Annotated in this window: 18 protein-coding genes and 1 pseudogene; 10 read left to right on the top strand and 9 right to left on the bottom strand. The window is 70.5% G+C overall.

What is annotated here, in order from left to right:
- Positions 1 to 22: 22 nt before the first annotated feature.
- Entirely contained in the window at positions 23 to 496 is a 474-nt protein-coding gene (locus ACGFRG_RS18560; RefSeq protein ID WP_393265085.1) for an SLATT domain-containing protein, read from the bottom strand.
- Between the two features lie 107 nt (positions 497 to 603).
- Here ACGFRG_RS18560 and ACGFRG_RS18555 point away from each other — a divergent pair, with 107 nt between their 5' ends.
- Both ACGFRG_RS18555 and ACGFRG_RS18550 read left to right on the top strand, forming a co-directional pair.
- On the top strand, positions 604 to 2136 hold the full coding sequence (locus tag ACGFRG_RS18555; RefSeq protein ID WP_393265082.1) for an alpha/beta fold hydrolase: 1533 nt from the start codon (positions 604 to 606) through the stop codon (positions 2134 to 2136).
- A 103-nt stretch (positions 2137 to 2239) separates the two neighbouring features.
- Positions 2240 to 3037: an MBL fold metallo-hydrolase gene (locus tag ACGFRG_RS18550; protein ID WP_361421828.1), complete on the top strand. Its 798-nt coding sequence runs from the start codon at positions 2240 to 2242 to the stop codon at positions 3035 to 3037.
- An 87-nt stretch (positions 3038 to 3124) separates the two neighbouring features.
- Here the strand turns inward: ACGFRG_RS18550 and ACGFRG_RS18545 are convergent, their stop codons facing one another.
- Positions 3125 to 4204, bottom strand: a complete 1080-nt coding sequence (locus ACGFRG_RS18545) for a S1 family peptidase (protein ID WP_361421825.1) — start codon at positions 4202 to 4204, stop codon at positions 3125 to 3127.
- 226 nt (positions 4205 to 4430) lie between these two features.
- The gene (locus tag ACGFRG_RS18540; protein ID WP_361421822.1) at positions 4431 to 5306 is read right to left on the bottom strand and encodes an NAD(P)-binding domain-containing protein; all 876 of its coding nucleotides are present in this window, start codon (positions 5304 to 5306) and stop codon (positions 4431 to 4433) included.
- A 185-nt stretch (positions 5307 to 5491) separates the two neighbouring features.
- Between ACGFRG_RS18540 and ACGFRG_RS18535 the strand changes: the two genes are divergently transcribed.
- A complete protein-coding gene (locus ACGFRG_RS18535) occupies positions 5492 to 5764 on the top strand; it encodes a DUF1876 domain-containing protein (protein ID WP_361421819.1) in 273 nt (90 codons plus the stop codon).
- A 45-nt stretch (positions 5765 to 5809) separates the two neighbouring features.
- Here the strand turns inward: ACGFRG_RS18535 and ACGFRG_RS18530 are convergent, their stop codons facing one another.
- Positions 5810 to 6172 (bottom strand): cupin domain-containing protein, encoded by a 363-nt coding sequence (locus tag ACGFRG_RS18530; protein WP_361421816.1) that lies wholly within the window; start codon positions 6170 to 6172, stop codon positions 5810 to 5812.
- A 332-nt stretch (positions 6173 to 6504) separates the two neighbouring features.
- On the opposite strand from ACGFRG_RS18530, the gene ACGFRG_RS18525 reads away from it, so the two are divergent.
- The 3 genes from ACGFRG_RS18525 to ACGFRG_RS18515 all read left to right on the top strand — a co-directional run bounded on the left by ACGFRG_RS18525 (position 6505) and on the right by ACGFRG_RS18515 (position 9903).
- On the top strand, positions 6505 to 7905 hold the full coding sequence (locus ACGFRG_RS18525) for a cytochrome P450 (RefSeq protein ID WP_393265077.1): 1401 nt from the start codon (positions 6505 to 6507) through the stop codon (positions 7903 to 7905).
- Positions 7906 to 7999: 94 nt separating this feature from the next.
- Positions 8000 to 8398 carry a hypothetical protein gene (locus ACGFRG_RS18520; RefSeq protein WP_393265075.1) on the top strand — a complete coding sequence of 133 codons (399 nt, stop codon included), beginning with the start codon at positions 8000 to 8002 and terminating at the stop codon, positions 8396 to 8398.
- Between the two features lie 197 nt (positions 8399 to 8595).
- Positions 8596 to 9903: an MFS transporter gene (locus ACGFRG_RS18515; RefSeq protein WP_393265073.1), complete on the top strand. Its 1308-nt coding sequence runs from the start codon at positions 8596 to 8598 to the stop codon at positions 9901 to 9903.
- Here the strand turns inward: ACGFRG_RS18515 and ACGFRG_RS18510 are convergent.
- A pseudogene (locus tag ACGFRG_RS18510) lies at positions 9841 to 10488 on the bottom strand (sensor histidine kinase); the annotation flags it as partial. The gene ACGFRG_RS18515 and the pseudogene ACGFRG_RS18510 overlap by 63 nt on opposite strands.
- A 410-nt stretch (positions 10489 to 10898) precedes the next feature.
- On the opposite strand from ACGFRG_RS18510, the gene ACGFRG_RS18505 reads away from it, so the two are divergent.
- Positions 10899 to 11186 carry an FAD:protein FMN transferase gene (locus ACGFRG_RS18505; RefSeq protein ID WP_393265595.1) on the top strand — a complete coding sequence of 96 codons (288 nt, stop codon included), beginning with the start codon at positions 10899 to 10901 and terminating at the stop codon, positions 11184 to 11186.
- A gap of 57 nt (positions 11187 to 11243) precedes the next feature.
- Here ACGFRG_RS18505 and ACGFRG_RS18500 read toward each other — a convergent pair whose 3' ends face one another.
- Together ACGFRG_RS18500 and ACGFRG_RS18495 are read right to left on the bottom strand one after the other, a co-directional pair.
- Positions 11244 to 12233 carry an SAM-dependent methyltransferase gene (locus tag ACGFRG_RS18500; RefSeq protein ID WP_393265070.1) on the bottom strand — a complete coding sequence of 330 codons (990 nt, stop codon included), beginning with the start codon at positions 12231 to 12233 and terminating at the stop codon, positions 11244 to 11246.
- A 97-nt stretch (positions 12234 to 12330) separates the two neighbouring features.
- Positions 12331 to 12933, bottom strand: a complete 603-nt coding sequence (locus tag ACGFRG_RS18495; protein WP_361421801.1) for a phosphoribosylanthranilate isomerase — start codon at positions 12931 to 12933, stop codon at positions 12331 to 12333.
- Between the two features lie 198 nt (positions 12934 to 13131).
- Between ACGFRG_RS18495 and ACGFRG_RS18490 the strand changes: the two genes are divergently transcribed.
- Positions 13132 to 15000 carry an alpha-L-fucosidase gene (locus tag ACGFRG_RS18490; protein ID WP_393265066.1) on the top strand — a complete coding sequence of 623 codons (1869 nt, stop codon included), beginning with the start codon at positions 13132 to 13134 and terminating at the stop codon, positions 14998 to 15000.
- 7 nt (positions 15001 to 15007) lie between these two features.
- On the opposite strand, the gene ACGFRG_RS18485 is transcribed toward ACGFRG_RS18490, so the two are convergent.
- The gene (locus tag ACGFRG_RS18485; protein ID WP_361421795.1) at positions 15008 to 15727 is read right to left on the bottom strand and encodes a hypothetical protein; all 720 of its coding nucleotides are present in this window, start codon (positions 15725 to 15727) and stop codon (positions 15008 to 15010) included.
- Between the two features lie 623 nt (positions 15728 to 16350).
- Here ACGFRG_RS18485 and ACGFRG_RS18480 point away from each other — a divergent pair.
- Both ACGFRG_RS18480 and ACGFRG_RS18475 read left to right on the top strand, forming a co-directional pair.
- The gene (locus tag ACGFRG_RS18480; RefSeq protein ID WP_393265063.1) at positions 16351 to 17307 is read left to right on the top strand and encodes a hypothetical protein; all 957 of its coding nucleotides are present in this window, start codon (positions 16351 to 16353) and stop codon (positions 17305 to 17307) included.
- Positions 17308 to 17505: 198 nt separating this feature from the next.
- Complete coding sequence (locus ACGFRG_RS18475; RefSeq protein WP_361422154.1) at positions 17506 to 18957, top strand: amino acid permease; 1452 nt, start codon at positions 17506 to 17508, stop codon at positions 18955 to 18957.
- Between the two features lie 101 nt (positions 18958 to 19058).
- Here ACGFRG_RS18475 and ACGFRG_RS18470 read toward each other — a convergent pair whose 3' ends face one another.
- Positions 19059 to 22196 (bottom strand): GH92 family glycosyl hydrolase, encoded by a 3138-nt coding sequence (locus tag ACGFRG_RS18470; protein ID WP_393265061.1) that lies wholly within the window; start codon positions 22194 to 22196, stop codon positions 19059 to 19061.
- Positions 22197 to 22511 lie beyond the last annotated feature (315 nt).

Below are 22511 nucleotides of genomic sequence, written 5' to 3'. Positions count from 1 at the left end.
GGGTGCGCCTCACGTCAGCTCGTCACTGCGGCAGTTGAGTGCCCATCAGTGGCCCCGGCTGCACCCCGCGCCGACTGGCGGCCCAGCTCTGGAGTTCACTCGTCGCCACCGTCTCGACCTCCTCAAGGAGGCGCCGGCGGACGGCCTCGTCCCGTTGCGCCTCGGGGACGAGACGGTAGCGGCGGATCGCCAAGCGCAGCCTCGACCAGGCCTCCGCGGCGAGCACATGGCGCTCCGCATGGCCGAAGACCTGGCGGAATCCACCGATGAAGACAGTCGCTCCCGCGAGGGTGGCGGTGACGGCGGCGGGAGCCTGGATGCCCGCCACCACCACCGTCGCGGCCCCCGTCAGCAGCGCGCCCAGCTCGATGACCCAGTGCCACCGGCGGGCGCGGTCGCGACAGCGCGCGTACCAGTCGAGGTCCGCGAGGGCCTGATCCAGCAGCGGATCGTCAACTGGCGCGGGCGGCGGTGGCGTTCGTCGGTTTCTCGGCACCTGACCATGGTGCCCGAACGGGCGTGTGGCGCAATCACGTGGTGCCACGATCGCCATTTTGCGCAATCCACTCCAAGGCACACATAACAGGAACTACGCTCCGTGGCATGAAGCTCGCGTACCGCAATCGCGTCCACTTCGGAGCGGCGGCCATGGTCGCCTCGCTGTCGCTCATCGGCACCCCTGCGGCGTCCGCCGCCGACCACGCCCTCGACCGCTATTACCGCCAGGCCCCGGCCTGGAAGTCCTGTGTGCGCAATGCCCAGGACGCCCCGGGCAAGCAGCTCGCCGCGCTGGGTGCGCGGTGCGCGGCCGTGACGGTCCCGCTCGACTACTCGCGCCCGGGCGGCCGTACGATCTCCGTCGCGGTCGCGGTCGTCCCGGCCACCGACACCGCCCACCGGATCGGCGCCCTCGTGGTGAACGAGGGCGGACCGGGCGATCCGGTCATCGACTACCTGACAGACCGTCATGCGGCGCTGAAGAAGGTCGCCGCACGCTATGACCTGGTGGGCATCGACCCACGATTCGTCGGCCGCAACGCGCCGCTCGACTGCCGCTGGCCGACCTCCACCTCCATGCGCGGGGCAGGCCTCGACCGGGCCGACTTCGTCCGTATGACGGACTTCCAGCGCGGCCTGGCCGCGAAGTGCCGACGCAACGCGGGCGATCTGCTGCCGTACGCGTCCAGCCGGAACGCCGCCCGGGACATGGACGTGGTGCGGGGCGTGCTCGGCCGCCGCCGGATCTCCTACTTCGGGATCTCGTACGGGACCTACCTCGGCGAGGTGTACACCGCGATGTTCCCCGGCCGCGCCGACCGCGTCGTCCTCGACGGCGTCCACGAACCGCACCACCTCGCGCCCTGGCCGGAGTACGGAACCGAGCAGGCCAATGAGAACGCCCTGCGGCACTGGGCGTCCTGGGCCGCGGCCCACAACGGCACCTACGGTCTCGGCTCGACGGCGGACGGGGTGCTCGCCACCGTCGACCGCGTCCAGGCCGCGGCCGTGCGGCGGCCACTCGCGGTGGGGACGTACAGGCTCGACCGGCATGTGGTGCCGCTCCTCATGTACGGGGTGCTCGGCGAGGACCTGCGGCAGACCGACCAGGACATCGCCGCCATGGTCCGCACCCTGAAGCGGGCCGCCGAGACCGGGCGGGCGGAGCCGGACCCGGGCCTCGCGGAACTCCTGCCGTCGCTGTTCACCGGGCAGGACTCCGCGTACGGCAGCACGCAGACGGCGTACCTCTGCGCCGACACCCCCGGCCCGCGCGACCCGGAGGTCTTCCGGCGGGCGATCGAGCGCAGCCGGACACGCCACCCGCTCTTCGGCCCGCTCTTCAACGACATCACCCCGTGCCCGTTCTGGACACCGCCGCGCGAGCGGCCGACCGTCGTCGACAACGACGTCCCGGCGCTGCTCGTCAACGCCACCGGGGATCCGCGTGTCCTCTACTCCGAGGCGCGGGCCATGCACACCCGCTGGCCCGGCTCCCGCCTGGTCACCGTGCGGAACTCGTACCGCCACGCGGTCTACGGCCTGACCTACGCCAACGCCTGCGTCAACGACACGGTCAACGCCTATCTCGACAGCGGACGGCTGCCTGCCTCCGACCTCACGTGTACGGGCGGGTAACGCGTACATCCGGAGGTGTGCGAGCGCCGCCCTTGCCGCGTATGCGTGGGCACCAGGGCGGAGTCACCATGGAGATATACGCGTAGGGGGGTGGGAGCCCACCATGACCACGCACAAGATCGGAAGCGACACCGCCGTCCTCTCCGACTGCCTCGAAGTGCCGGGGATCGGCTTCCTGCCGGTCAACGCGTTCGTGCTGCACTCCGCGGAGCCCGTGGTCGTCGACACCGGCCTGGGCCTTCCCGACCGGGACTTCCTCAACACGCTCGGCTCGGTCGTGGACCCCGCCGACGTCCGCTGGATCTGGCTCACCCACCCCGACCGCGATCACACCGGCGGCATCTTCGCGCTGCTCGACGCCGCCCCGAAGGCGCGTGTCGTGACGACGTACATCGGCGCCGGGATCATGTCCACCGAACGCCCGCTGCCCCTGGACCGCATCCGTCTGGTCAATCCCGGCCAGACCCTGGACGTCGGTGACCGCACGCTGCGTGCCTTCCGCCCCCCGCTGTTCGACAACCCGGCCACCGTCGGCTTCTACGACGACCGCTCGCGCACCTGCTTCAGCTCCGACTGCTTCGGCGGAGCCATGCCGACCGCGGAGCTCGCCACCAACGACGACGTACGGATGGTCGACCCGGCCGACCTGCGAGCGGCTCAGTTGCTCTGGGCGACCGTGGACAGCCCCTGGGTCCACATCACCGACCGGGACAAGTACCTCGCCACTGTTCAGCCGCTGCGGGACATGGCGCCCGAGGCCGTCCTGTGCACCCATCTGCCGCCCGCGGTCGGCGTGTCCGCGCGGATGACCGACACGCTCACGATGGCGCCGGACTCGGACCCGTTCATCGGGCCCGACCAGGCGGCCCTTGAACAACTCCTCGCGACCTTCGAACCGTAAGCACAGCCGGGCGGCGACGCCGACGGGTGCGGCGCCGCCGCCCGGAAAAGCCGCGGAAATGCCTTCGCGCGAAGGCCGTTCAGGAGGTCAGCCGATCTGCGCCCCGTACGCGTTCAGCGCGTCCGGCACCGGCTGGAAGAACGTCTCGCCGCCCGAGCTGCAGTCGCCGCTGCCGCCGGAGGTGAGGCCGAGGGCCGTGCCGCCGTCGAAGAGCGAGCCGCCGCTGTCGCCGGGCTCGGCGCAGACGGTGGTGTCGATGAGGCCGTCGACCTGGCCCTCTTGGTACGTCACGGTGGCGTTGAGACCGGTGACCTGGCCGCCGTTGACCCCGGTGGTGGAGCCGCTGCGCTGCACCTGCTCGCCCACGGTGGCGTATCCGGCGCCGCTGATCGGCTGCGAGGTGCCGTCGTAGAGGTCGACCGCGCTCGGGTGGTCGACGTCGGCGGTGTAGCGGACCAGCGCGTAGTCGTGGCCCGGGAAGGTCGAGGCCTCGGTGACCCCGATGTCCGAACCGCCTTGCTGGTCGGACCAGTTGGAGACCGCGTTGCCGCAGTGCCCGGCGGTGAGGAAGTACGGCTGGCCGCCGACGGTGACGTTGAACCCGAGGGAGCAGCGCGCGCCGCTGCCCCAGATCGCGTCGCCGCCCGCGATGAGCGGCTGGAACCGTCCGGGCGTGGTCTTCAGTACGGCCGTGTCGCCGAGTCCGCGCACCACCTTGGACAGCTTGGCCAGCCGGTCGCCGGTGACCGTGCGGTCGGCCTTGACGACGATCTTGTTGGTCACCGGGTCCATCGACCAGGCGGTGCCGGGGATGGACGCCTTGACCTTCAACTGCTGCCGAGTGGCGTTCAGTTGAGCCAGGGAGTGGCTGACCAGACGGGGCTCGGCTCCCGCGTCGCGGACGGCGGCGGCCGCGCCTCTGTCGACCACGTTGACGACGAGCTTGCCGGCCCCTCTGTCGTAGTACGAGCCCGCCGTGCGGCCGGCGAGCGCGCTCTCGACGTGGTGTGCGAGCCGGCCCGCCGAGACGGCGGTGAGCCCGTCCGCGCCGGGTGACGCGGGAGCCGCGGTCGCGCTCTGCGTCGCCAGCATGGTGCCCGTGAGCACCAGGGCTCCGGCCGCGGCTGTGGCCGCGCGCCGCCGCCCGGACGTCCTTCGTTGCTTCATCTCGGTACCTCCAGTGGGGGTTGAGCCCGCCACGGTGTGCCGGGCCCGGAGGACAGCGCCGGTGGGCACGTCCGCCGGGGTGTCCGGCGTACACGAGATTTATCGCGTCCATGCCAACCAGCACGGCCGAGTATCGCGAATCATTGCAGCTTTGCGCAAGTGTTGAACTTTGGCCATTCGTAAGGTAGTTGACCGCGAATGGCCACCGGTCAGACGCCGGATCGGGTCAGGCCTTGAGCGCCTCGATGGTGGCCGCCCAGTCGTCCGCCCCGTGCCCCTTGGCGATCGCGCGGTCGGCGACGGACTTGATGGCCGCGAGCACGCCCGAGTCGAGACCGAGGGTGCGCGACATGTGCAGCAGGTGGTCGACGCTCGCGGTCATCATGGCCAGGTTGGCCTGCGACCCGTCGTACTGACCGGAGTCGACGGTGACGGCGCTGCCGTCCGTGATGGCCGGCATGATCGCGCCGATGGTGTGGAGGAACGGCGCCAGGTCCTTGGCCGCCACCCCGTACTCGCGCCCCAGCGCGAAGGCGTGCACCATGCCCGCCATGCTCCCGTAGAAATAGTCGAGCATGGCCAGGTCGAAGACGGCGGCGAGCTGGTGGTCCCCGCCGAGATAGGCAGCCTGTCCGCTGAGCGCCGTCAGCGCGCTCTCGTACGACGCGAACGCGTCGCGCGGGCCGGAGTAAAGGATCAAACCCTCGGGTCGGCCGATCAGCGGCGTCGGCACCATCACGGCGCCGTCGAGATAGGAGATACCGTGCCGCTCGGCCCACGCGGCGGCTTCCCTGGCGCGCTCCGGCGGGTACGAGGTGAGGTTGGCGAGGACACGGCCCTGGAGGACGTCCGTCAGCGGGTCGAGAACGGACTTCGAGGCGTCGTAGTCGACGACCGAGACCACCACCAACTCCCCCGCGAGCACGGCCTCTTCGGCACTCGCGGCCCGCACCGCGCCCCGGGCGACCAGCTCCTCGCCCTTGGTGACGGAACGGTTCCAGATGGTGGTGGGGTGTCCGGCGCCGAGGAAGGCACCGGCGAGGGCCTGGCCCATCGAGCCGAGGCCGAGAACGGTTACGGGTGCAAGATCATTGTTCGTCATGCCCCCATCGTTCGGGCCCGGCCCCGAGCCCGACAAGTACCCACTTCATAGTGGGATACGGACTTTCAGGAAACCATCCAGGTCACAGCGGTGCCGGGGAGTCCCGCGGGCACAGGTAGCGTCCCAGGCCGCGCAGAGGGACCCTGGAGACACGGAAAAGGGGCAAGCCCTGGAGGTGATCCGTCATGACCACGCTCGTCGGGTGGCATGTGGAACTGGAATTCTCCGAGGATGGCGACCGCACCAGCGCTGCGGCCCTGGTCAGGCTCGGCGACGGCACCGAGGTGAAGGGGCGCGGTTACGCCATGCGCCACCCTTCCGACCCGGAGCAGCTACGCGTCGGCGAGGAGATCGCGGGCGCGCGCGTCCTCATGGATCTCGCGTCGCAGCTGTTGCAGAAGGCACACGGTGAGATCGACGAGGCGACGGGGCGGAGGTCGTATCCGCTGACCCACTGAACAGGGCCCCAGCCGCAGCCCGGAGCCGTCCGAGCGTCCTGGCTGTCAGGCCTTCGCGTAGTCCGCGAACCCCTGCCAGTCGACGACGACGCACGGCTCGTCGCCGAGCACCCACCCGTCGTGGCCGGGGGCGATGTTGAAGTAGTCGCCCGGACCGAACTCCTCCTCCTGGCCGTCGGTCATCACGACCTTGATCCGCCCGGAGATGACGTAGCCCGCGTGGGCGGCCATGCAACTGTCCGTCTGGGCGATGGGCTTGACGTGCTCGGACCACTTCCAGCCCGGCTCGAACGTCGCCCGGCCCACCGCTCCCGCGTCGACGTTCACCACCTCCAGCTTGCCCTTGCCGTCCTCGAAGGGACGGACTTCCTCCGGCGAGTCGAAGCTCTTGCGTACGAGACCGGCCATGACTGTGCTCCTCGGGCGGTGAGAACGGGGGGAATGCGGCAGGCAGCCGCGAACCGACTGTGGTCCCGAACGTATCCCCGCGCCCGTCCGCTTGCGATCGGCATGAGCCGTATGAGTGACAGCACCTCTCTGACCTGCGCAAACACCGGCATCCTGCGGGCCCTCTGTCGACTCAACACGCGCTCACGGCAAGGGAGTTCACCGAACCGTCCGATCTGGCCGACGAGCCGTCCTCGGACGCGTGACGTCCGGGGGCCGCTGGCCTGTCGCCGCCCGGCGGTGGGCACACACTCCCTATGGTGAACCGCATCCGGCACACCCCGGGAGTCCCGATGCCCGTATCCACGCCCCCGCTGCGCCTCGTACGCGGCCCCCGCGGCCTGCCGCCGCTGGGCGATCTCCCCGCCTTCGGGAGGGATCCCCTGGGCTTCCTCGCGCGGCTGCGCGACGACTACGGGGACGCCGTGACCTGGTCGCTCGGCCCCCGGCGCAGCCTGTTCGTCTCCCGCCCCGAGCACATCATGGAGATGCTGGCGGGACGGGAGGACACGTACGAGATCCTGGAGATCGGCTGGTCGTTCCAGCAGATCACCGGGAACAGCGTCATCCGCAGCAAGGGCGACGACTGGCGGCGCAAGCGCTCGCTCGTCCAGCCCACCGTCCGGCCGCGCCAGGTCCGTACGTACGCCGACACCATGGTCGAGTGCGCGGGCGCGGAGGCCGACCGGTGGCGCGACGGCGAGCGGATCGACATCCAGAAGGAGATGGCGCGCATCACCCAGCGGGTGGTGGTGCGCACGCTGTTCGGCAACGACCTCGGCGAGCAGACGGCCGCGCTGGGCGAGGCGATGGACCTGGCGACGCGGGCCGTGGGCGAGGAGCTGCGCAGCATCGGCCTCTTCCTGCCCGCGTGGGTGCGCACGCCGTCCCGGCGGCGCCTGCTGGGCGCCGTGCGGACCATCGACGCCGAGGTGCACCGGCTGATCGAGGCGCGGGTCGCGGCGGGCGGCGCCGCCGAGGAGCGGGACGACCTGCTCGGCCGGCTCCTCGCGGCCCGCGACGAACAGGGACGGCCACTGACGCCCAAGGAGGTGCGCGACGAGGCGGTCACCCTCTGGGCCGCCGGTCACGAGACCACGTCCACGGCTCTGACCTGGGCGTGGTACCTGCTGGCCCGGGCGCCCGAGGTGCGCGCCCGGCTGGAGGCCGAGCTGGAGCGGGTGCTGGCCGGGCGGCCGCCCACCATCGACGACTACGACGACCTGGTGTGGACCCGGCAGATCGTCAAGGAGACGATGCGCCTGTATCCGCCGGTCTGGCTCATCCCCGCGGTCGCCCGCGAGGGCGCCACGCTCGGCGGGACCCGCATCCGCGTCGGCACCATCGTGTGGTGCAGCCAGTGGACCACCCACCGGGATCCCCGCTGGTTCCGCGAGCCCGAGCGGTTCCGCCCCGAACGCTGGGACAGCGACGCGCCGGACGCGGTGCCCGACCACGCCTGGTTCCCGTTCGGCGGCGGCCAGCGCACCTGCCTCGGCGCGCGCTTCGCCCAGGTCGAGGCGGCTCTGATCCTGGCCGCCGTCGCCCAGCGCTGCCGCCTCGACCTGCCCGGCACCGAGGTGCCGCCGTACCCAGTTCTGCTGCTGCAACCCGCGACGCCGTTGCGGGCCACCGTGCGCCATCGAACCCGCCCCGAGGCGAAGCCGCACCCGGGGTTCGGGGAAGTGGGCTAACACCGTCGGCGGTCGGGTGAAGACAGGTTTCGTCGCTGCCCGTAACGGTGATCGCTGTGGAGGTCACGTTCCGTCTCCCTTCACAGGAGAACTCATGCGTTTGCGTACCACGATCGCCGCCGGTGTCCTGGCCCTCGGTGCCGTCCTCGGCGGAGCCGGCACCGCGCTGGCCCACGACGACTGCGACCACGACAACGGCCGCCACCACAACTACAACCGCGACCACGACTACGGCCGCCACCACAGCAACTACAGCCGCGACAACGACGACTACGGCCGGCACCACAACAGCTACGGCCGCGACAACGACGACCACGGCCGCTACACCAGCTACGACCGCGACCGCGACTACGGCCGCCACCACAACTACGGTCGTGAGCACGGCAAGAGCTCCGAGTGTCACACCGCGATGGGCAGCAGCGCCAACCACGGTTCGTTCTACGAGCACGACTGCAAGAAGGACTCCGAGGGCGGCGAGCGCCACCACTACTGAGCCGGCCGGCTCTTCCCCGAGCCCTCCGGACGCACGTGCGCATGTGGTGCCACCGCTGAGCCAGCGGTCGGCACCGCATGGCACGTTCAGGCCCTCTGAGCTCGGTGAACCCCATGTGACGCCACCTCAAGTGGCCCATCGATCAAGATGTTCAATGGACCACACAACAGGGCCACCGAGGCCATAGTGTCGTGTCCATGAAGATCCGGCAGACGCCTTTCGCGGGCCCGCGACGCCTTCTCGCGCTCGCCCAGCTCAGCAACTCCGTGGGCGACGGCGCCTACTACGTCACCTCCGCGCTCTACTTCACCCATGTCGTCGGCCTCACCCCGGCCCACGTCGGGCTCGGGCTCACCGTGGCCTGGGCGATCGGCTCGGTCGCGGGCGTGCCGCTCGGGCGGCTCGCGGACCGGCACGGGCCCCGGGGGACGTCGGTGCTGCTGGCCCTGACGACGAGCGCGGCCGTCGCGTCGTTCCTGTTCGTCCGCGCGTTCCTGCCCTTCGTCCTGGCCGCCTGCCTCTACGCCACGGCCCAGTCCGGACTCGCCGCCGCCCGCCAGTCGCTGCTCGCCGGACTCGTCCCCCAAAGCGAGCGGACCGGGCTGCTCGCCCGCCTCCAGGCGACCCTGAACGCCGGGCTCGCGGTGGGCGCGGCGCTCGGCGGTGTGGCCCTGCACGCGGGCACGACCAGGGCGTATCTCACCGTCTTCGCCATGGACGCGGCGAGCTTCCTGGCCTGCGCGCTGCTGCTGTGGCGGCTGCCCCGGGTGGAGCCGGTGCCCACCGGCAAGGACGGCCGGCTGATGGTGCTGCGGGACCGGCCGTACGTCGTCGTCGCGCTCCTCAACACCGTTCTGCTGCTGCGGATGCCGCTGCTCAGCCTCGGCCTGCCGCTGTGGATCACCGAGCGCACGACCGCGCCGGCCTGGCTGGTCTCGGCGCTGTTCGTCCTCAACACCGCCGCCGTGATGCTCTTCCAGGTCCGCACGGCCCGTGGTGTGACGGGACTCGGCACGGCGGTGCGCGCGGTACGCCGCTCCGGCGCGGTCATGTTCGTGACCTGCGCGGTCTTCGCCGTATCGGCGTACGGCAGCTCCCCCTGGGTCGCCGTCACCGCGCTGCTCGCCGGGTCGGTGCTGCTCGTGGTGGCCGAGATGCTGCACTCGGCGGGCTCCTGGCAGCTCGGCTTCGGCCTCGCGCCGGCCGACCGGATCGGCGAGTACCAGGGCCTGTTCGGCACGGGCGTCACGGTGGCCCGCACCCTGGGCCCCCTGCTGCTGACCGCGCTCCTGGTGGACTGGGGCACCCCGGGGTGGGCTGTGCTCGGCGGGTTGATCCTGGCGGCGTCGTACGCGATGGGTCCGGCGGCCCGGCGCTCAGCCCGGCAGCGTGACGCGGAAGACGGTGCGGCCCGGTGTGCTGGTGACGTCGACGGAGCCCTGGTGACCGGTGACCACGGCGTGCACGATGGCGAGGCCGAGGCCGGTGCTGCCCGTACTGCGTGAGCGGGCGTGATCCGCGCGGACGAAGCGGCCGAAGACCTCCGGCTGGAGCTCCGGCGGGATGCCCGGCCCGTTGTCCGTCACGGTGAGCACCGCGCCGGCGCCCTCGGCGGCCACGGCGACGGTCACCTCGGTGCCCGGCGGCGTAGGGGTGCGGGCGTTGGCCAGGAGGTTGCCGATGGCCTGCTGGAGGCGGTGGGCGTCGCCCGTCGCGGTGACCGGCTCCTCGGGCAGGTCCAGGAGCCGGCGATGGGCGGGACCGGCGGCGCGGGCGTCGTCGAGGGCGTTCAGGACGAGCAGCGTCAGATCGACGCTCTCGCGCTCCAGCGGGCGGCCCGCGTCGAGGCGGGCGAGCAGCAGCAGATCGTCGACGAGACCGGTCATGCGCTGCGACTCGGCGTCGATCCGCTGCAGCGCGTGATGGACGGCGGGGGGCACGGAACCCTGGTGGCGCAGGGCGAGTTCGGCGTGACCGCGGATGTTGGCGAGCGGGGTGCGCAGTTCGTGGCTGGCGTCCGCGGCGAAGTGGCGCAGCCGCTCCTCGCTGGCGTGACGCCGTTTCAGGGCGTCCTCGATGTGGCCGAGCATATGGTTGAGCGCGTTGCCGACCTCGGTGGCCGGGTCGGTGTCCGCCAGCGGCTCCGGCATGGCGATCTCGCCACTGGCGAGCGGCAGCCGGGCGACGTTCACCGCCTGCACGGTGACCCGCCGCAGAGGACGCAGCGAGAGCCGCACCCACAGCGCGCCCGCGATCCCGGTGGCCACCAGGGCGGCGCCGAACACCACGGCCTCGACCGCTTCGAGCCGGTGCAGCGTCTCCTCGACCGGGTGGAGGGGCAGCCCGGTGATGAGCACGTCCTGGTCGTCGCCGCGCACCGCGATGACGCGATACGCCCCGAGCCGGCTGAGGTGGATGTCGTGTCCGTGCCCGTCGACCGGTACGGCCGCGAGGGCGCGGCGGTCGGCCGGGGTGAGCGGGACACGGTGGCCCGGGTGAACTGGCCACCGTCGTCACCGGCACGGACCTGGCCGTCGCCACCTCGGGCACCGCCGAACGCGGGCACCCCATCATCGACCCGCACCGGGACGCACCCGCCACGGGCCTCGCCTCCATCACGGTCACCGGCCCCCGGCTGACCATGACGGACGCGTACGCCACCGCCGCCTTCACCCGAGGCCAGGACGCGCGGGCGTGGCTGGAGTCGCTGGAGGGGTGCGAGGCGTACGCGATCACGCCGGACGGCCGGTCCTGGCGCACCTCCGGATTCGCCCGGCTCGAAGCGTGAGGCGCGCCTGTCGAAGAACGAGGCGCGGCTGCGCGGTGTGCCGCGCACCCCTCTGCGCTACCCCGCGCGCCGGGCGGAAAGGAACCCGGTCGGGAGCGGGTTCGCGACGGGGCGGCCGTACCGTTCCGAGAGCTCGCGCAGCTCGTACTCCTCGACGGCCCAGCCGTGCTCGCGCAGCCAGTCCACGGTGGCGCCGCCGAGTCCGCCCTTCCACAGTTCGGTGATCCGGGCGAGCTCGGGACCGTCCGGGCGGACCACTGTGCCGCTCCCCCGCTCCATGGCGATCCGGCTGCCCGGGGCGCTCAGCTCGCCGACCACGCCGAGGACACCGGCCGCCTCGTCGGCGGTGAGGTAGACCAGAAGCCCCTCGACCAACCACGCGGTGGGGGCCGCCGGGTCGAACCCCGCTTCCCGCAACGTCTCGGCCCAGGCCCCGTCGAGGAGGTCCACGGGCAGCACCGTGCGCGCGCAGCGGGCCACGGCCGTGCGACTGTCCAGCACGCCCTCCTTGAAGGTGAGGATGGGCGGCAGATCCAGCTCGTACACGCTGGTGTCCGGCGGCCACGGCAGACGGAAGGCCCGGGAGTCCAGGCCCGCCGCGAGGAGCACCACCTGCCGGATGCCCGCGTCGCACGCCGCGAGCAACGCGTCGTCGTAGAAGCGCGTACGTATCACCGCGTGATGGGCGAAGCCGACCGCGAGCGGGCTAGGGCCTGTCCGGTGGATCATGCCTGGGACGTGGGGGTGTGGCACGCCCATCTGCGGCGTTGTCGTCGGTTGCCGACGCTCCGCGTCGCCGCCCTCCTCCGCCTTGCAGCTGGACGCACCACACCCCCACTCACCAGCACCGAAACGGCACCCCGTGCCGAAGGCGGCCAGATCCACCGGACAGGCCCTAGGCGCGGCGGACTGGACGGCGGCGGAGCGGAAGGCGGCGGCGTACGGGTCGTCGAAGAGCTTGTCGGGCCGCTCGCTCTCACGCGCCCGCACGGCGGCCACGGCAAGTGCCGTGCGGCTTACGGGACTTATCGCGTCCGGTGTCGTCATGGGCCCACGGTACCGGCGGGACCCGGCGTTCCGGGCTCCCGCCCTTTGGACGGGGCCCCGAACAGCCGACGCACAACACCGCAGGGTTTTACGGCCGCTACGAACGGGCCGCCGCCAGGAAGGACCGGATCAACTCCGGTGATTTGACGCCGCGTTCGCTCTCCACCCCGCTGGAGACGTCCACTCCCCACGCGCCGGTGGTCTCGGCCGCCCGGCGGACGTTGCCCGGGTGCAGGCCACCCGCCAGGAGCCAGCGTCCGGCGGGGGCGGTGAACCGCGGCGACGCCCAGTTCCACGGCTTGCCGGAGCCGGGGTCGGGGGCGTCGAGCAGCAGCATGTCCTCGCCCAGCTCACCGAGGCGCGGCGGGTGCTCGGTGGCGGAGGTGGCCCGGATGAGCGTCCGGCCCGGGTCGCGCAGCGCCTCGTAGTACTCCGGCCCCTCGTCCCCGTGCAGTTGTACGGCCCGGATGCCGCTCTCCTCGGTGAGCCGCCGCACCTCGTCCAACGGCTGCCGCCGGAAGACCCCGACCGTGAGGACGTGCGCGGGCACCCGCAGCGCCAGCCGCCGGGCGGTGTCGGCGTCGACCGTGCGCGCGCCGGCCGCGAAGACGAAGCCGATCGCGTCCGCTCCCGCGTCGACGGCCGTGTCCACATCCCGCTCGGTCCGCAGACCGCAGATCTTGACGAAGAGATCGCTCATGCGGCAAGTCAACCAAACCCGGCACCGGCCGGGTCGGCTACCTGGCCCCTTTGACAGACATCGACACAGTCATCGGATCACTCACCGGGATTCGAACCAGACATGCGGCGCCGGACCACAGCAGCGCGCATTGACATCCGATGTATTCGTCCCTACGTTCCCCGGCGAACCCTCAGCACCGGACCAGGGAGGCGCCTCATGCACACCCTGCTCACCCGCACCGGCCGCTCGGTCGCCGGGCTCGCCGTCTTGCTCACCGCCGCCCTCGGGGCCGGGATGGCCCCCGCCACGGCAGCGAGCGGCGCGGCCCCGCCGAGTACCGCTCCGGCCGCGCACAGCACCGCTCACACCATGGGCCCCGGCACCGACTACGCCACCGACGACCCCTTCACCTCGTCCCGCACCAACTGGTTCCGCCAGGACCGCTTCGGCATGTTCATCCACTTCGGGTCGTACGCGAACTGGGAGGGCGAGTACCGCCGCCCCGACGGCACGGTCTGTCGCAACGCGGAGTGGATCAAGCGGGAGTGCGCCATCCCGATGGACGCGTACGAGAAACAGGCCGCGACCTTCAACCCCGCCGACTTCGACGCGAAGGCCGTCGCACAGGCGGCCAAGGACGCCGGGATGCGCTACATCGTCATCACGGCCAAGCACCACGAGGGCTACGCGATGTGGCCCACGAAGGCCAACTCCTGGAATCTCCACGACCATTCGGCCTTCGACAAGAACCGCGACATCCTCGCCGAACTGAAGGCGGCCACCACCGCCGCGGGCATCAAGCTCGGCTTCTACTACTCGATCTGGGACTGGCACGACCCGGACTTCGCGAACCCGGCCACCTTCCCCAAGTACGAACAGCGTATGTACGCCCAGCTCAAGGAACTCGTCGGCGGCTACGACCCGGACCTGCTGTGGTTCGACGGCGAGTGGAGCGCCGACCATCCCACCAACCCCTGGACGGCGAACGACGGGGAGCGGCTGGAGGCGTATCTGCACGGTCTCAAGCCGGGTCTGGTCGTCAACAACCGGGTCGGCAAGCGCCGCGTCGTCGACGGCGACTACGGCACACCCGAACAGGAGATCCCCTCGAGCCCGGTCGACGGACAGCTCTGGGAGTCGTGCATGACACTCAACGACCACTGGGGGTACGCCCGTTACGACCAGAACTGGAAATCCAGTACGACCCTGATCCGCAACCTCCTCGCCACCGCATCGCGCAGCGGCAACTACCTGCTGAATGTCGGCCCCGACGCGCACGGCCGGCTGCCTCGGCCCGCCGTCGACCGCCTCAAGCAGATGGGCGACTGGCTGCGCACCGCCGGTCAGGGCGAGGCCGTGTACGGCGCCGGCTACGGCGGTCTGGTCGAGGAACCGGCCTGGGGATCGGTCAGCCGCAAGGGCGACAAGCTGTACGCGGCGGTGACCCGATGGCCGTCGGGCGGCGCGGCCCTGCATCTGCGCGCGCGTACGGCCTTCGACGTGCGGGCCGCCCGGGTGCTGGACAGCGGCCAGAAGGTGCGGGTCGTCAAGGCCGGGGACGGGTATGACCTCACGCCGGGCGGCGCCGCCACCAACGGCACGGCCACCGTGATCGAGCTGACCGTGAACCCCGGCCCGACCAGCCCCGTCGGGAGCGGCAAGGGGCTCAAGGAGGAGATCTTCGACAACGCCGACCTCAGCGGCACCCCGAAGATCACCCGTGTCGACCCCACGGTCAACCACTCGTGGAAGTTCACCGGTTCACCGGACCGGAGCATCCCGGCGGACCGGTTCAGCATCCGGTGGAGCGGCACGATCGAGCCGCGCCGCTCCGAGACGTACACCTTCACGACCGTCTCCGACGACATGACGCGCGTGTGGATCGACGGGAAGCTGGTGATCGACTCCTGGTCGCCGCACGAGCCGCGCGTCGACAAGGGGCAGCTGAGCCTCACGGCGGGCACCCGGCACACGATCAGGATCGACTACGCGGAGCAGACCGGTGAGGCGCATATGAAACTGCTCTGGTCGGGCCCGGGCCAGGCCCAGCAGATCGTCCCCACACGGCAGTTGTACGCGAGCTGACTCGGTCCTAGGAGGTGTGGGCGCGGCAGGTCTGGGTGTGGAGGTCGAGGCTGATGTACCGGTCGCCGTGGAGCAGGTGGACGACGGTGTCGCCCGGGCGCGACAGCGCGGCGTCGACCCGTTCGTCCAGGCCCGTGGCCCGCACTCCGCTCCAGCGGTCCACCGTCGCCATGGGCGCATCCACCGTGCCCGCCATCAGGTTGCACCGCACCGACCGCTCCCCCGAGAAAAGGTAGAGGTGACCGTCGTCGAAGGGGTCCGGCATCGCCGCGTCGATACCGGTGAACCCGGCGGGAGCCGCCGCCCCGATCTGGTCCCAGACCGTCGCGATCTGGAATTCGAGCACACCGTCCAGGTCCAGAAATCCCGCGTCCCCCTGGGGTTTGACGAGTGCGAGGATCGGGGCGACGGCGCCCGGCGGCATGAACGCCGCACAGATGTCGCCCGCGTAGTCCGCGGTCACCAGCGGCCATTTGTCCGCGATGCCCCGCGCGGGCTCGACGACCTGGTGGGTGACGATGTCGGCCTTCATCACCTGGTCACCCTTGAAGAACCAGAACTCGTCGGGAGAACGGCGGTCGGCCGCGACGGCGTCGACGCCCGCGGCGAAGGCGGGGGCCGACTCCACGAACTCCTCCCACTGACAGGTCATCATCAAATCCCGCACCCGGCGAACACTCTGGTCCTCGCCCGCCGCGGCAAAGGATGCCAAGTCGCTGTCCGTCATCGCCCCTCCGGTGGAAAACATGCACGGCCCCCCGCAAACCCAAGTCTGAAGGAGAGCGGCACGCTCGGGTTCCACTTCCGATCGTCATCGGCCGAAAAGTGGTCCCGTTCCCCCCTGCCGATACAGTGACAGAGCAGTTCCGCGGGTCGTCGCCCGCTTCAGAGTTGGCTGACAAACCCTACCCTCACCAGTGCGGACTCCCCGCCGCGACGGAGCCGTCACCCTTCGCACGGGGCGACCGGGCATACCGGCGCACACCTCACGCCATCGGCTGTCACGCCGTCAGGTCACCCGCTCCCACCCCGCCCCATCCGACAGCTGTTTTCAGCCACCTCCAAGGGAAAACAGACAGGCGGCGACCGGCGCGAAGAATATGCCAAATAGATACCCTGCGCCCGCTGTTGCCGCCGACCCACCACGACTCGGGCGCGCGGGCATCCCTTTACCCGCACCATAAAGCGCCTGGAAGCAGATATTCCGGGCGACGAGTTTCGATGCGAGTTAGGGATGAGTAAGGTGATCCTCGCTGTCGGTGATCCCGAGTTCGGGAGCCGACTCGGGGTTAATTCGGCGTGGCCGGAATTCATACCCGCGTGGTGGCGTCTGTGGAGGGGGAGGGAATCGTGGCTGCTGGTTCGTTCGAGGGACAGTACGTGTGGCATCCGGCGGCCGACGATCGCGCGCTGGCCCAGGCCTGCATCGACGTGCGCGCGGGCCGCTACCTGAGCGCGCACAACGTCCTCAAGGAGACCCGCACCGACTTCGAGGTGCGGGCCCACCGGTCGCTGGTCCTCGCGTCCGAGGCGGCCGACTCCGACCTCGCCGAACGCTGGATGTCCGAGGAACCGGGCGCGGAGGCCGCGCTGTTGGCGGCGCGCGTGGCGATGGTGCGCGCGCTGCGCATGGCCGACGCGGCGGACGGCCGGGCGGACACCCTGGCGCGCATCGCGCAGTCGGCGTGCACGCGAGCCGCGCGGCTGTTACCCGCGGACCCCACTCCGTGGGTGGCTCAGCTGGCGCTGGCCCGCCTCCAGCGCTCCTACGACCCCGCTCCCAAAGGGCTGTTGACCGCGCCGCCGGGGCCCTGGCAGCTGTTCTCCCACATCCTGCGGCTCGACCCCTGGAACCGTGAGGCACACCACCGGTTCCTGGCCTGTTTCTTCACCCGCAACGGCGGCTCGGCGAGCGCCCGCTGGGACGTCGCCTCCTTTCTCAGCCACCGCGCCCCGGCCACCTCCGCGCTACGGCTCCTTCCGCTGGTCGCACTGGTCGAGGAGTACGATCCGGCCGCGCTCCTCGCGGACAGCACCTGGGAACAGTCCCAGTGGACGACCACGGCACTCGGCATTTACCGGCACTGGTTTCCGCGCACCGCCGCCTATCGCTTCACCCCCGTATTGGACCTCGCCTATCTGGCGCACGCGCTCTTCATGGCGAAGCGCGAATTCGAGGCGCGGGAAGTCCTCACGGCCATGGGTCCCTATGCCTCGCGCATGCCCTGGAGTGTGTTCGGCGATCCCGAGGAACGGCTGACCAAGGCCAGGCGTTCGTGCGGACTCCCGGTACCCGGACCGGCTTGACCTGGCTTCCGAGACCGGTCCGACCGCTGATTCCGCACGCCCCGACCGCACGGCCACCCGCGCCCGACCCCCGCACCCCCGTCCCCACCCCCCACCGGAAAGGTTGCCCCTGTGTCCGAGCGCATATCCCGCACTCGCCCGCAAATCCGTGACCATGACGATTCCGTCGCCTTCGACGACGACGCGACCCTGCATGCGATGGGCTATCCCCGGAAACTCACCCGCCGTTTCCACGCCTTCGACAATTTCGCCATCTCGTTCACCATCATCAACATCATCTCCGGTATCTTCTCCGCATTCGGATTCGGTATGGCCGCCGGCGGGCCGAGGATTCTCGTGTTCGGCTGGATAGGCGTCTCGGTGATGGTGCTGTTCGTCGGCGCCGCGATGGGCGAAATCGCCTCCGCGTACCCGACCAGCGGCGCCCTCTACTTCTCCGCGGGCAAGCTCGCCAAACGCCATCGCGGCGCCTGGTCCTGGTACACGGGATGGCTCAACTTCGTCGGCCAGGTGGGCGGGACGGCCGCCACCAACTACGCGGCCGCCACCTTCATCCAGGCGTTCATCGCCATGCAGTGGACGTCGTACGAGCCCACGGCCCAGCAGACCGTCGGCATCTCGGCGGTGATCCTCCTGGTGCAGGCGCTCGCCAACACCTACACCGTGCAGCTGGTCGCCGTCGTGAACCGGATCTCCGTGTGGTGGCTGCTGATCGGCATGGTGGTCATCGTGACCGCCCTGACCCTCAAGCCGAGCCACCACCAGTCGGCGTCCTTCGCCAACCACTTCGTCAACAACACCGGCTTCGACAACGGTCTGTACGCGGCGATGCTCGGCCTGCTGGTCACCAGCTGGACGTTCACCGGCTTCGACGGCAGCTTCCACATGTCCGAGGAGACGGTGAAGGCCACCGTCAACACCCCCCGGGGCATCATGCGCGCGATCGTCTACTCCGCGCTCGCCGGACTGGTCCTGATGCTCGCCCTCGTCTACGCGATCCGCGACTACGCGGGAGAGGCGAAGGCGTCGGCGCCGCCGGTGCAGATCCTCGTCGACGCGCTCGGCATGGGCACCGCCAAACTGCTGCTGCTGATCGTGATCGGCGCCATGCTCTTCTGCGGCCTCGCCAACATGACGAGCAACACCCGCCAGATCTTCGCCTTCTCGCGGGACGGCGCGATGCCGGGTTCACGCTGGTGGCACTCGGTATCCCTGCGCACCCGTACCCCGGTGAAGGCGGTGTGGCTGGCGGCGGCCTGCTCGCTGGTGCTGATCGTGCCGGGCTGGTGGTCGCACACCGCGTTCACCGCGATCGTGAGCGTCAACGTCGTCGGGCTCTACCTCGCCTACGGTGTGCCCATCTTCCTGCGGCTGCGCCTGGACGACTTCGAGCCCGGCCCGTGGAACCTGGGCCGGTACGGCAAGCCGGTGGCGGCGATCGCCGTGATCTGGATCGTCCTGAGCAGTGTGCTGTTCATGCTGCCGCAGACTTCTCCGATCACCACCGACAACTTCAACTACGCGCCGATCGCGCTGGGCGCGGTGCTGTTCATCGCCACCCTGTGGTGGTTCGCGACCGCCCGCCGGCGCTTCCAGGGCCCGGTCAGCTACGGCAGCCCCGACGAGGTGGCCGCGATGGACCTCGTCTGACCCAGGCCCACGCGCAGGCCCACGCACGCGTGCCCCGGCGGGCCACACCCGCCGGGGCACGCTCGTGTATGCCGTGAGCATGGCATACCGGTCGCGACGGTTCAGCTGCCGTAGACCTCCAACTCGTATATACGGGCGGCCTGGTCGGTGGTCTGGGTGGGCGTGATCACCGAGAGCCGCACATAGCGGGCCGAAACGGCGACCGGACTGGTGGTGGAGTCGGCGGTGTTGCCGCGGACCTGGGCCACCGTGGTCCAGGTGCTACCGTCGGCGGAGACACCCAGGTCGAAGTCCTTGGTGTCCATGGCCGCGCTCTCACCGCCCGCGCCCGCGTGGCGGACGGTGAGCGAGCTCAGTTGATGCGACGCGCCAAGGTCGACCTGGAGGGTCTTGGTGCCGGGAGCCAACGAGCACCACTTGTCGCTGTTGCCGCCGCTCACGCTTCCGTTGACCGCCTTGTCGGGGGTCTCCGAGGAGTTGCAGGGAGCCGAGCCGGTCGCGGGCTGCCCAAGGGCCAAGTTGCTGCTCCCGCCGCCGTACACCTCCAACTCGTAGATGCGTGCCGCGCTGCTGGAGGTGTTGGCCGGGCTGGAGATGACCATCCGTACGTAGCGGGCCGTTCTGGCCGAGACGGGGTGGTACGTCCGGCTGGAGCGCGATCCGGTGACGGTGGCCGCCGTGGTCCAGGAGGAGCCGTCGGTGCTGGTCTGGATCTGGAAGGCACCGGTGTTCCAACCCGTGTTCTCCCCGCCGAGCCCGGCGTGTTTGACGACGAACGACGACACCGTACGGGCGGAGCCGAGGTCGACCTGGAGCGTGGGGGTGGCCGCGGCCGAGCACCACTTGCTGTTGTTCATCAGCGAGCCGTCCACCGCCTTGTCCGCGCTCTCCGCCGTGGCGCAGGTGGCCGTTCCGGTCGCGGCCTTGCCCTGGGCGAGGTTGGGACCGAGTTCGGGCGCCGCGGGTACCGGAGTGCCGCCGTCCTGGAACGAGGGCGGCACGTCGTTCGCCCCGGTGCCCCAGGTCGCGCCGGGTGCGGCGCCCATGGTGTACGTGAGGGTCGCGCCCCCGGCGACGTCCGGGTAGCGCAGATAGCTGTGCGTGGTCGCGGTTCCGTTGACGTCGAGCGCCTGCACATACGGGCCGGACCCGGAGGTGTTGATGGTGATGTTCCCGGCCGCGCGCTGGATCAGGACGGACGGGAACTGCGGCCCGTGCAGGGCGAGCGTGTCCGCGCCGGGCGTCGCCGGATACATCCCCAGGGCCGCCCACACGTACCAGGCCGAGGTGGCGCCGAGGTCGTCGTTGCCGGGCAGCCCGCCCGCTCCGGTGGTGAAGGAGTCGGCCATCACCTTGCGCACCGCGTCCGAGGCACCGGAGGGGTGGCGCGCGTAGTTGTAGGCCCAGGGCACACCGTGCTCGGGCTCATTCCCTATGTAGTAGTACGGCCTGCTCTGGCCGGCGTTGACCTCGGTGAAGTGGTGGTCGAGGCGCTGGACGGCACTCTGGCGGCCGCCCATCGAGTTGATCAGGTCCGCGAAGTCGTACGGAACCATCCAGGTGTACTGCGAGGCGTTGCCCTCGGTGAAGGTCGACTGGCTCGCCGGATCGAGCGGCCAGGTCCAGGAGCCGTCGCTCCGGTGCTGCTGGACGTATGACGACTCGGCGTTGAACGTGTTGCGCCACCACTGCGCCCGGCTCATATGGGTGCCGTAGCTGGAGGTGTTCCCGAGCGCCTTCGCGAACTGGGCCACCGCGAAGTCGGACGCGGAGTATTCGAGCGAGTCGGAGGGATCGTCCAGGTAGTGCAGGCTGGTGTACGTCGACTGGCGGCCGCGGATCGCGCTGCCCTGTGCGGTGCCGCCGTTGGACGCCTTCTCCATCAGGGAGAGCGCGGCCGAGGTGTCGAAGTCGCGGGCGCCGAACGCGTACAGACTGCCGACGATGATCGGACCCGGGTCGCCCGTCATGACGAAGTCCTCGTTGGTCTGCTGCGACCACTTCGGCAGCAGACCGCCCTGCTGTCCGTCCAGGACCATCGACTTGGCGATGTCGCTCGCCTCGGTGGGCGCGATCAGGGCGACCAGCGCGGCCCAGGAGCGGTAGATGTCCCAGCCCGAGTAGTTCTGGTAGACCGGGCGGGCCGACTGGTGGACAGCGTTGTCGAAGCCCCGGTAGTCGCCGTTCACATCGCTGGAGATGTTGGGGCTCTGCAGGACGTGGTAGAGCGCGGTGTAGAACTTCTGGCGTTCGTCGGCGCTGCCGCCGGAGACCTGGAGTTTGTTGAGCATCTGGTTCCAGGAGTCGTCGGCGGCCGTGCGGACCGCGCCGAAGTCCCAGCCGTTGTTCTCCGCCGTCACATTGGCCTGCGCGCCCGTGACACTGACGTACGACAGGCCCACCTTGAACTGGACCGAGGTGTCGCTCGTCGTGTCGAAGGTGACATAGGCGCCGGTGTCGGTGCCCGACGCGTTCGCCGAGCCGTCGGAGACGGTGCCGCCCGACCAGGTGCCGAAGCCGGTGGGCGCCCGGTCGAAGCGCACGTCGAAGTAGATCTGATACGTCTTGGACGAGCCGCAGAACCCGCCGGCGGTCACGCTTCCGGTCAGCTCGTTGCCGCTGATGTGGACCGTGCCGGCGCGGTTGCCCGTCGCGCTGCGGCCCGTGTTGATCAGCAGCCGGGACGAGGTGGAGGCCGGGTAGGTCAGCTTGCCCATGCCGGTACGGGTGGTGGCGGACAGCTCGACGTCGGTGGAGTACCGGTCCAGGCGGGTCTTGTAGTAGCCGGGCTTGGCCACCTCGTTGGCCTTGGTGTACCCGGACGCATAGCTCGTCCAGTTCGTGCCGGGCGAGCTTCCGAGCGCGCCGGTGACCGGCAGCAGCGGCAGGTCCTCGTTGTTGGCGCAGCCCGCGCCGTCGAAGTGGGTGAGGCTGAAGTCCTCGACGGAGGTGTCCTTGTAGCGGTAGCCGGACGGCGAGGCCGTCGGGGTGTCGGGGCTGAACTGCACGCCGCCGAACGGGACCACGGCGCCGGGGTAGGTGCTGCCTCCGGCGCCTCCCGGCACGGGGTTGGGCGCGCTGCTGTCGTCGGTGCCGATGTACGGGTCGACGTACTGGGTCAGGGAGAGCGGGGCCGCGTGGCCGGGCGTCGCGGCGAGGCCGACGAGCGCGGAGGCGGACAGAGCGAGGGCACCGAGCGCGCCCAGATATCGGGACCGCAGGGCCGGTCTTGAATACACCGGTCTTGAGGACACCGGCCTTGAGGACACCGGTCTCGCGGGGTGCACGGAACGGAGCATGAGGGGGACCACCTTCTCGCGGAGGACCGCTCGCCGTCCGGCGGGGGGCCTCGGGGACGGGTGATGCTCGGAGTGCGTGTGAACGTTACCAATCAACTCGGGATTGTTGAGGTGTCCCTGACCGCCCGTCAAGAGTGCGTACCGGATCGGGAACCGCCGACCTCTCGCATGCTCCGCCCTCATCTGCAAAAATGACCAAAACATCGGCGCTCAACTATTTTTGACGGTTCATCAGATTCCCACGGTGCCGCACAG

The organism is Streptomyces sp. NPDC048696 (assembly GCF_043198895.1).
Lineage (GTDB): Bacteria > Actinomycetota > Actinomycetes > Streptomycetales > Streptomycetaceae > Streptomyces.
This window is presented reverse-complemented; position numbering and strand designations above follow the sequence as displayed.

What these genes read in the sequence shown, in the direction of transcription:
- ACGFRG_RS18535 (WP_361421819.1), top strand. Translation starts at nt 5,492, where the DNA reads ATGACCACGCTCGTCGGGTGGCATGTGGAACTGGAATTCTCCGAGGAT.
- ACGFRG_RS18475 (WP_361422154.1), top strand. Translation starts at nt 17,506, where the DNA reads ATGGGCTATCCCCGGAAACTCACCCGCCGTTTCCACGCCTTCGACAAT.
- ACGFRG_RS18545 (WP_361421825.1), bottom strand. Translation starts at nt 4,204, where the DNA reads ATGAAGCAACGAAGGACGTCCGGGCGGCGGCGCGCGGCCACAGCCGCG.
- ACGFRG_RS18525 (WP_393265077.1), top strand. Translation starts at nt 6,505, where the DNA reads ATGCCCGTATCCACGCCCCCGCTGCGCCTCGTACGCGGCCCCCGCGGC.
- ACGFRG_RS18490 (WP_393265066.1), top strand. Translation starts at nt 13,132, where the DNA reads ATGCACACCCTGCTCACCCGCACCGGCCGCTCGGTCGCCGGGCTCGCC.
- ACGFRG_RS18515 (WP_393265073.1), top strand. Translation starts at nt 8,596, where the DNA reads ATGAAGATCCGGCAGACGCCTTTCGCGGGCCCGCGACGCCTTCTCGCG.
- ACGFRG_RS18530 (WP_361421816.1), bottom strand. Translation starts at nt 6,172, where the DNA reads ATGGCCGGTCTCGTACGCAAGAGCTTCGACTCGCCGGAGGAAGTCCGT.
- ACGFRG_RS18555 (WP_393265082.1), top strand. Translation starts at nt 604, where the DNA reads ATGAAGCTCGCGTACCGCAATCGCGTCCACTTCGGAGCGGCGGCCATG.
- ACGFRG_RS18485 (WP_361421795.1), bottom strand. Translation starts at nt 15,727, where the DNA reads ATGACGGACAGCGACTTGGCATCCTTTGCCGCGGCGGGCGAGGACCAG.
- ACGFRG_RS18520 (WP_393265075.1), top strand. Translation starts at nt 8,000, where the DNA reads ATGCGTTTGCGTACCACGATCGCCGCCGGTGTCCTGGCCCTCGGTGCC.
- ACGFRG_RS18540 (WP_361421822.1), bottom strand. Translation starts at nt 5,306, where the DNA reads ATGACGAACAATGATCTTGCACCCGTAACCGTTCTCGGCCTCGGCTCG.
- ACGFRG_RS18550 (WP_361421828.1), top strand. Translation starts at nt 2,240, where the DNA reads ATGACCACGCACAAGATCGGAAGCGACACCGCCGTCCTCTCCGACTGC.
- ACGFRG_RS18495 (WP_361421801.1), bottom strand. Translation starts at nt 12,933, where the DNA reads ATGAGCGATCTCTTCGTCAAGATCTGCGGTCTGCGGACCGAGCGGGAT.
- ACGFRG_RS18500 (WP_393265070.1), bottom strand. Translation starts at nt 12,233, where the DNA reads ATGACGACACCGGACGCGATAAGTCCCGTAAGCCGCACGGCACTTGCC.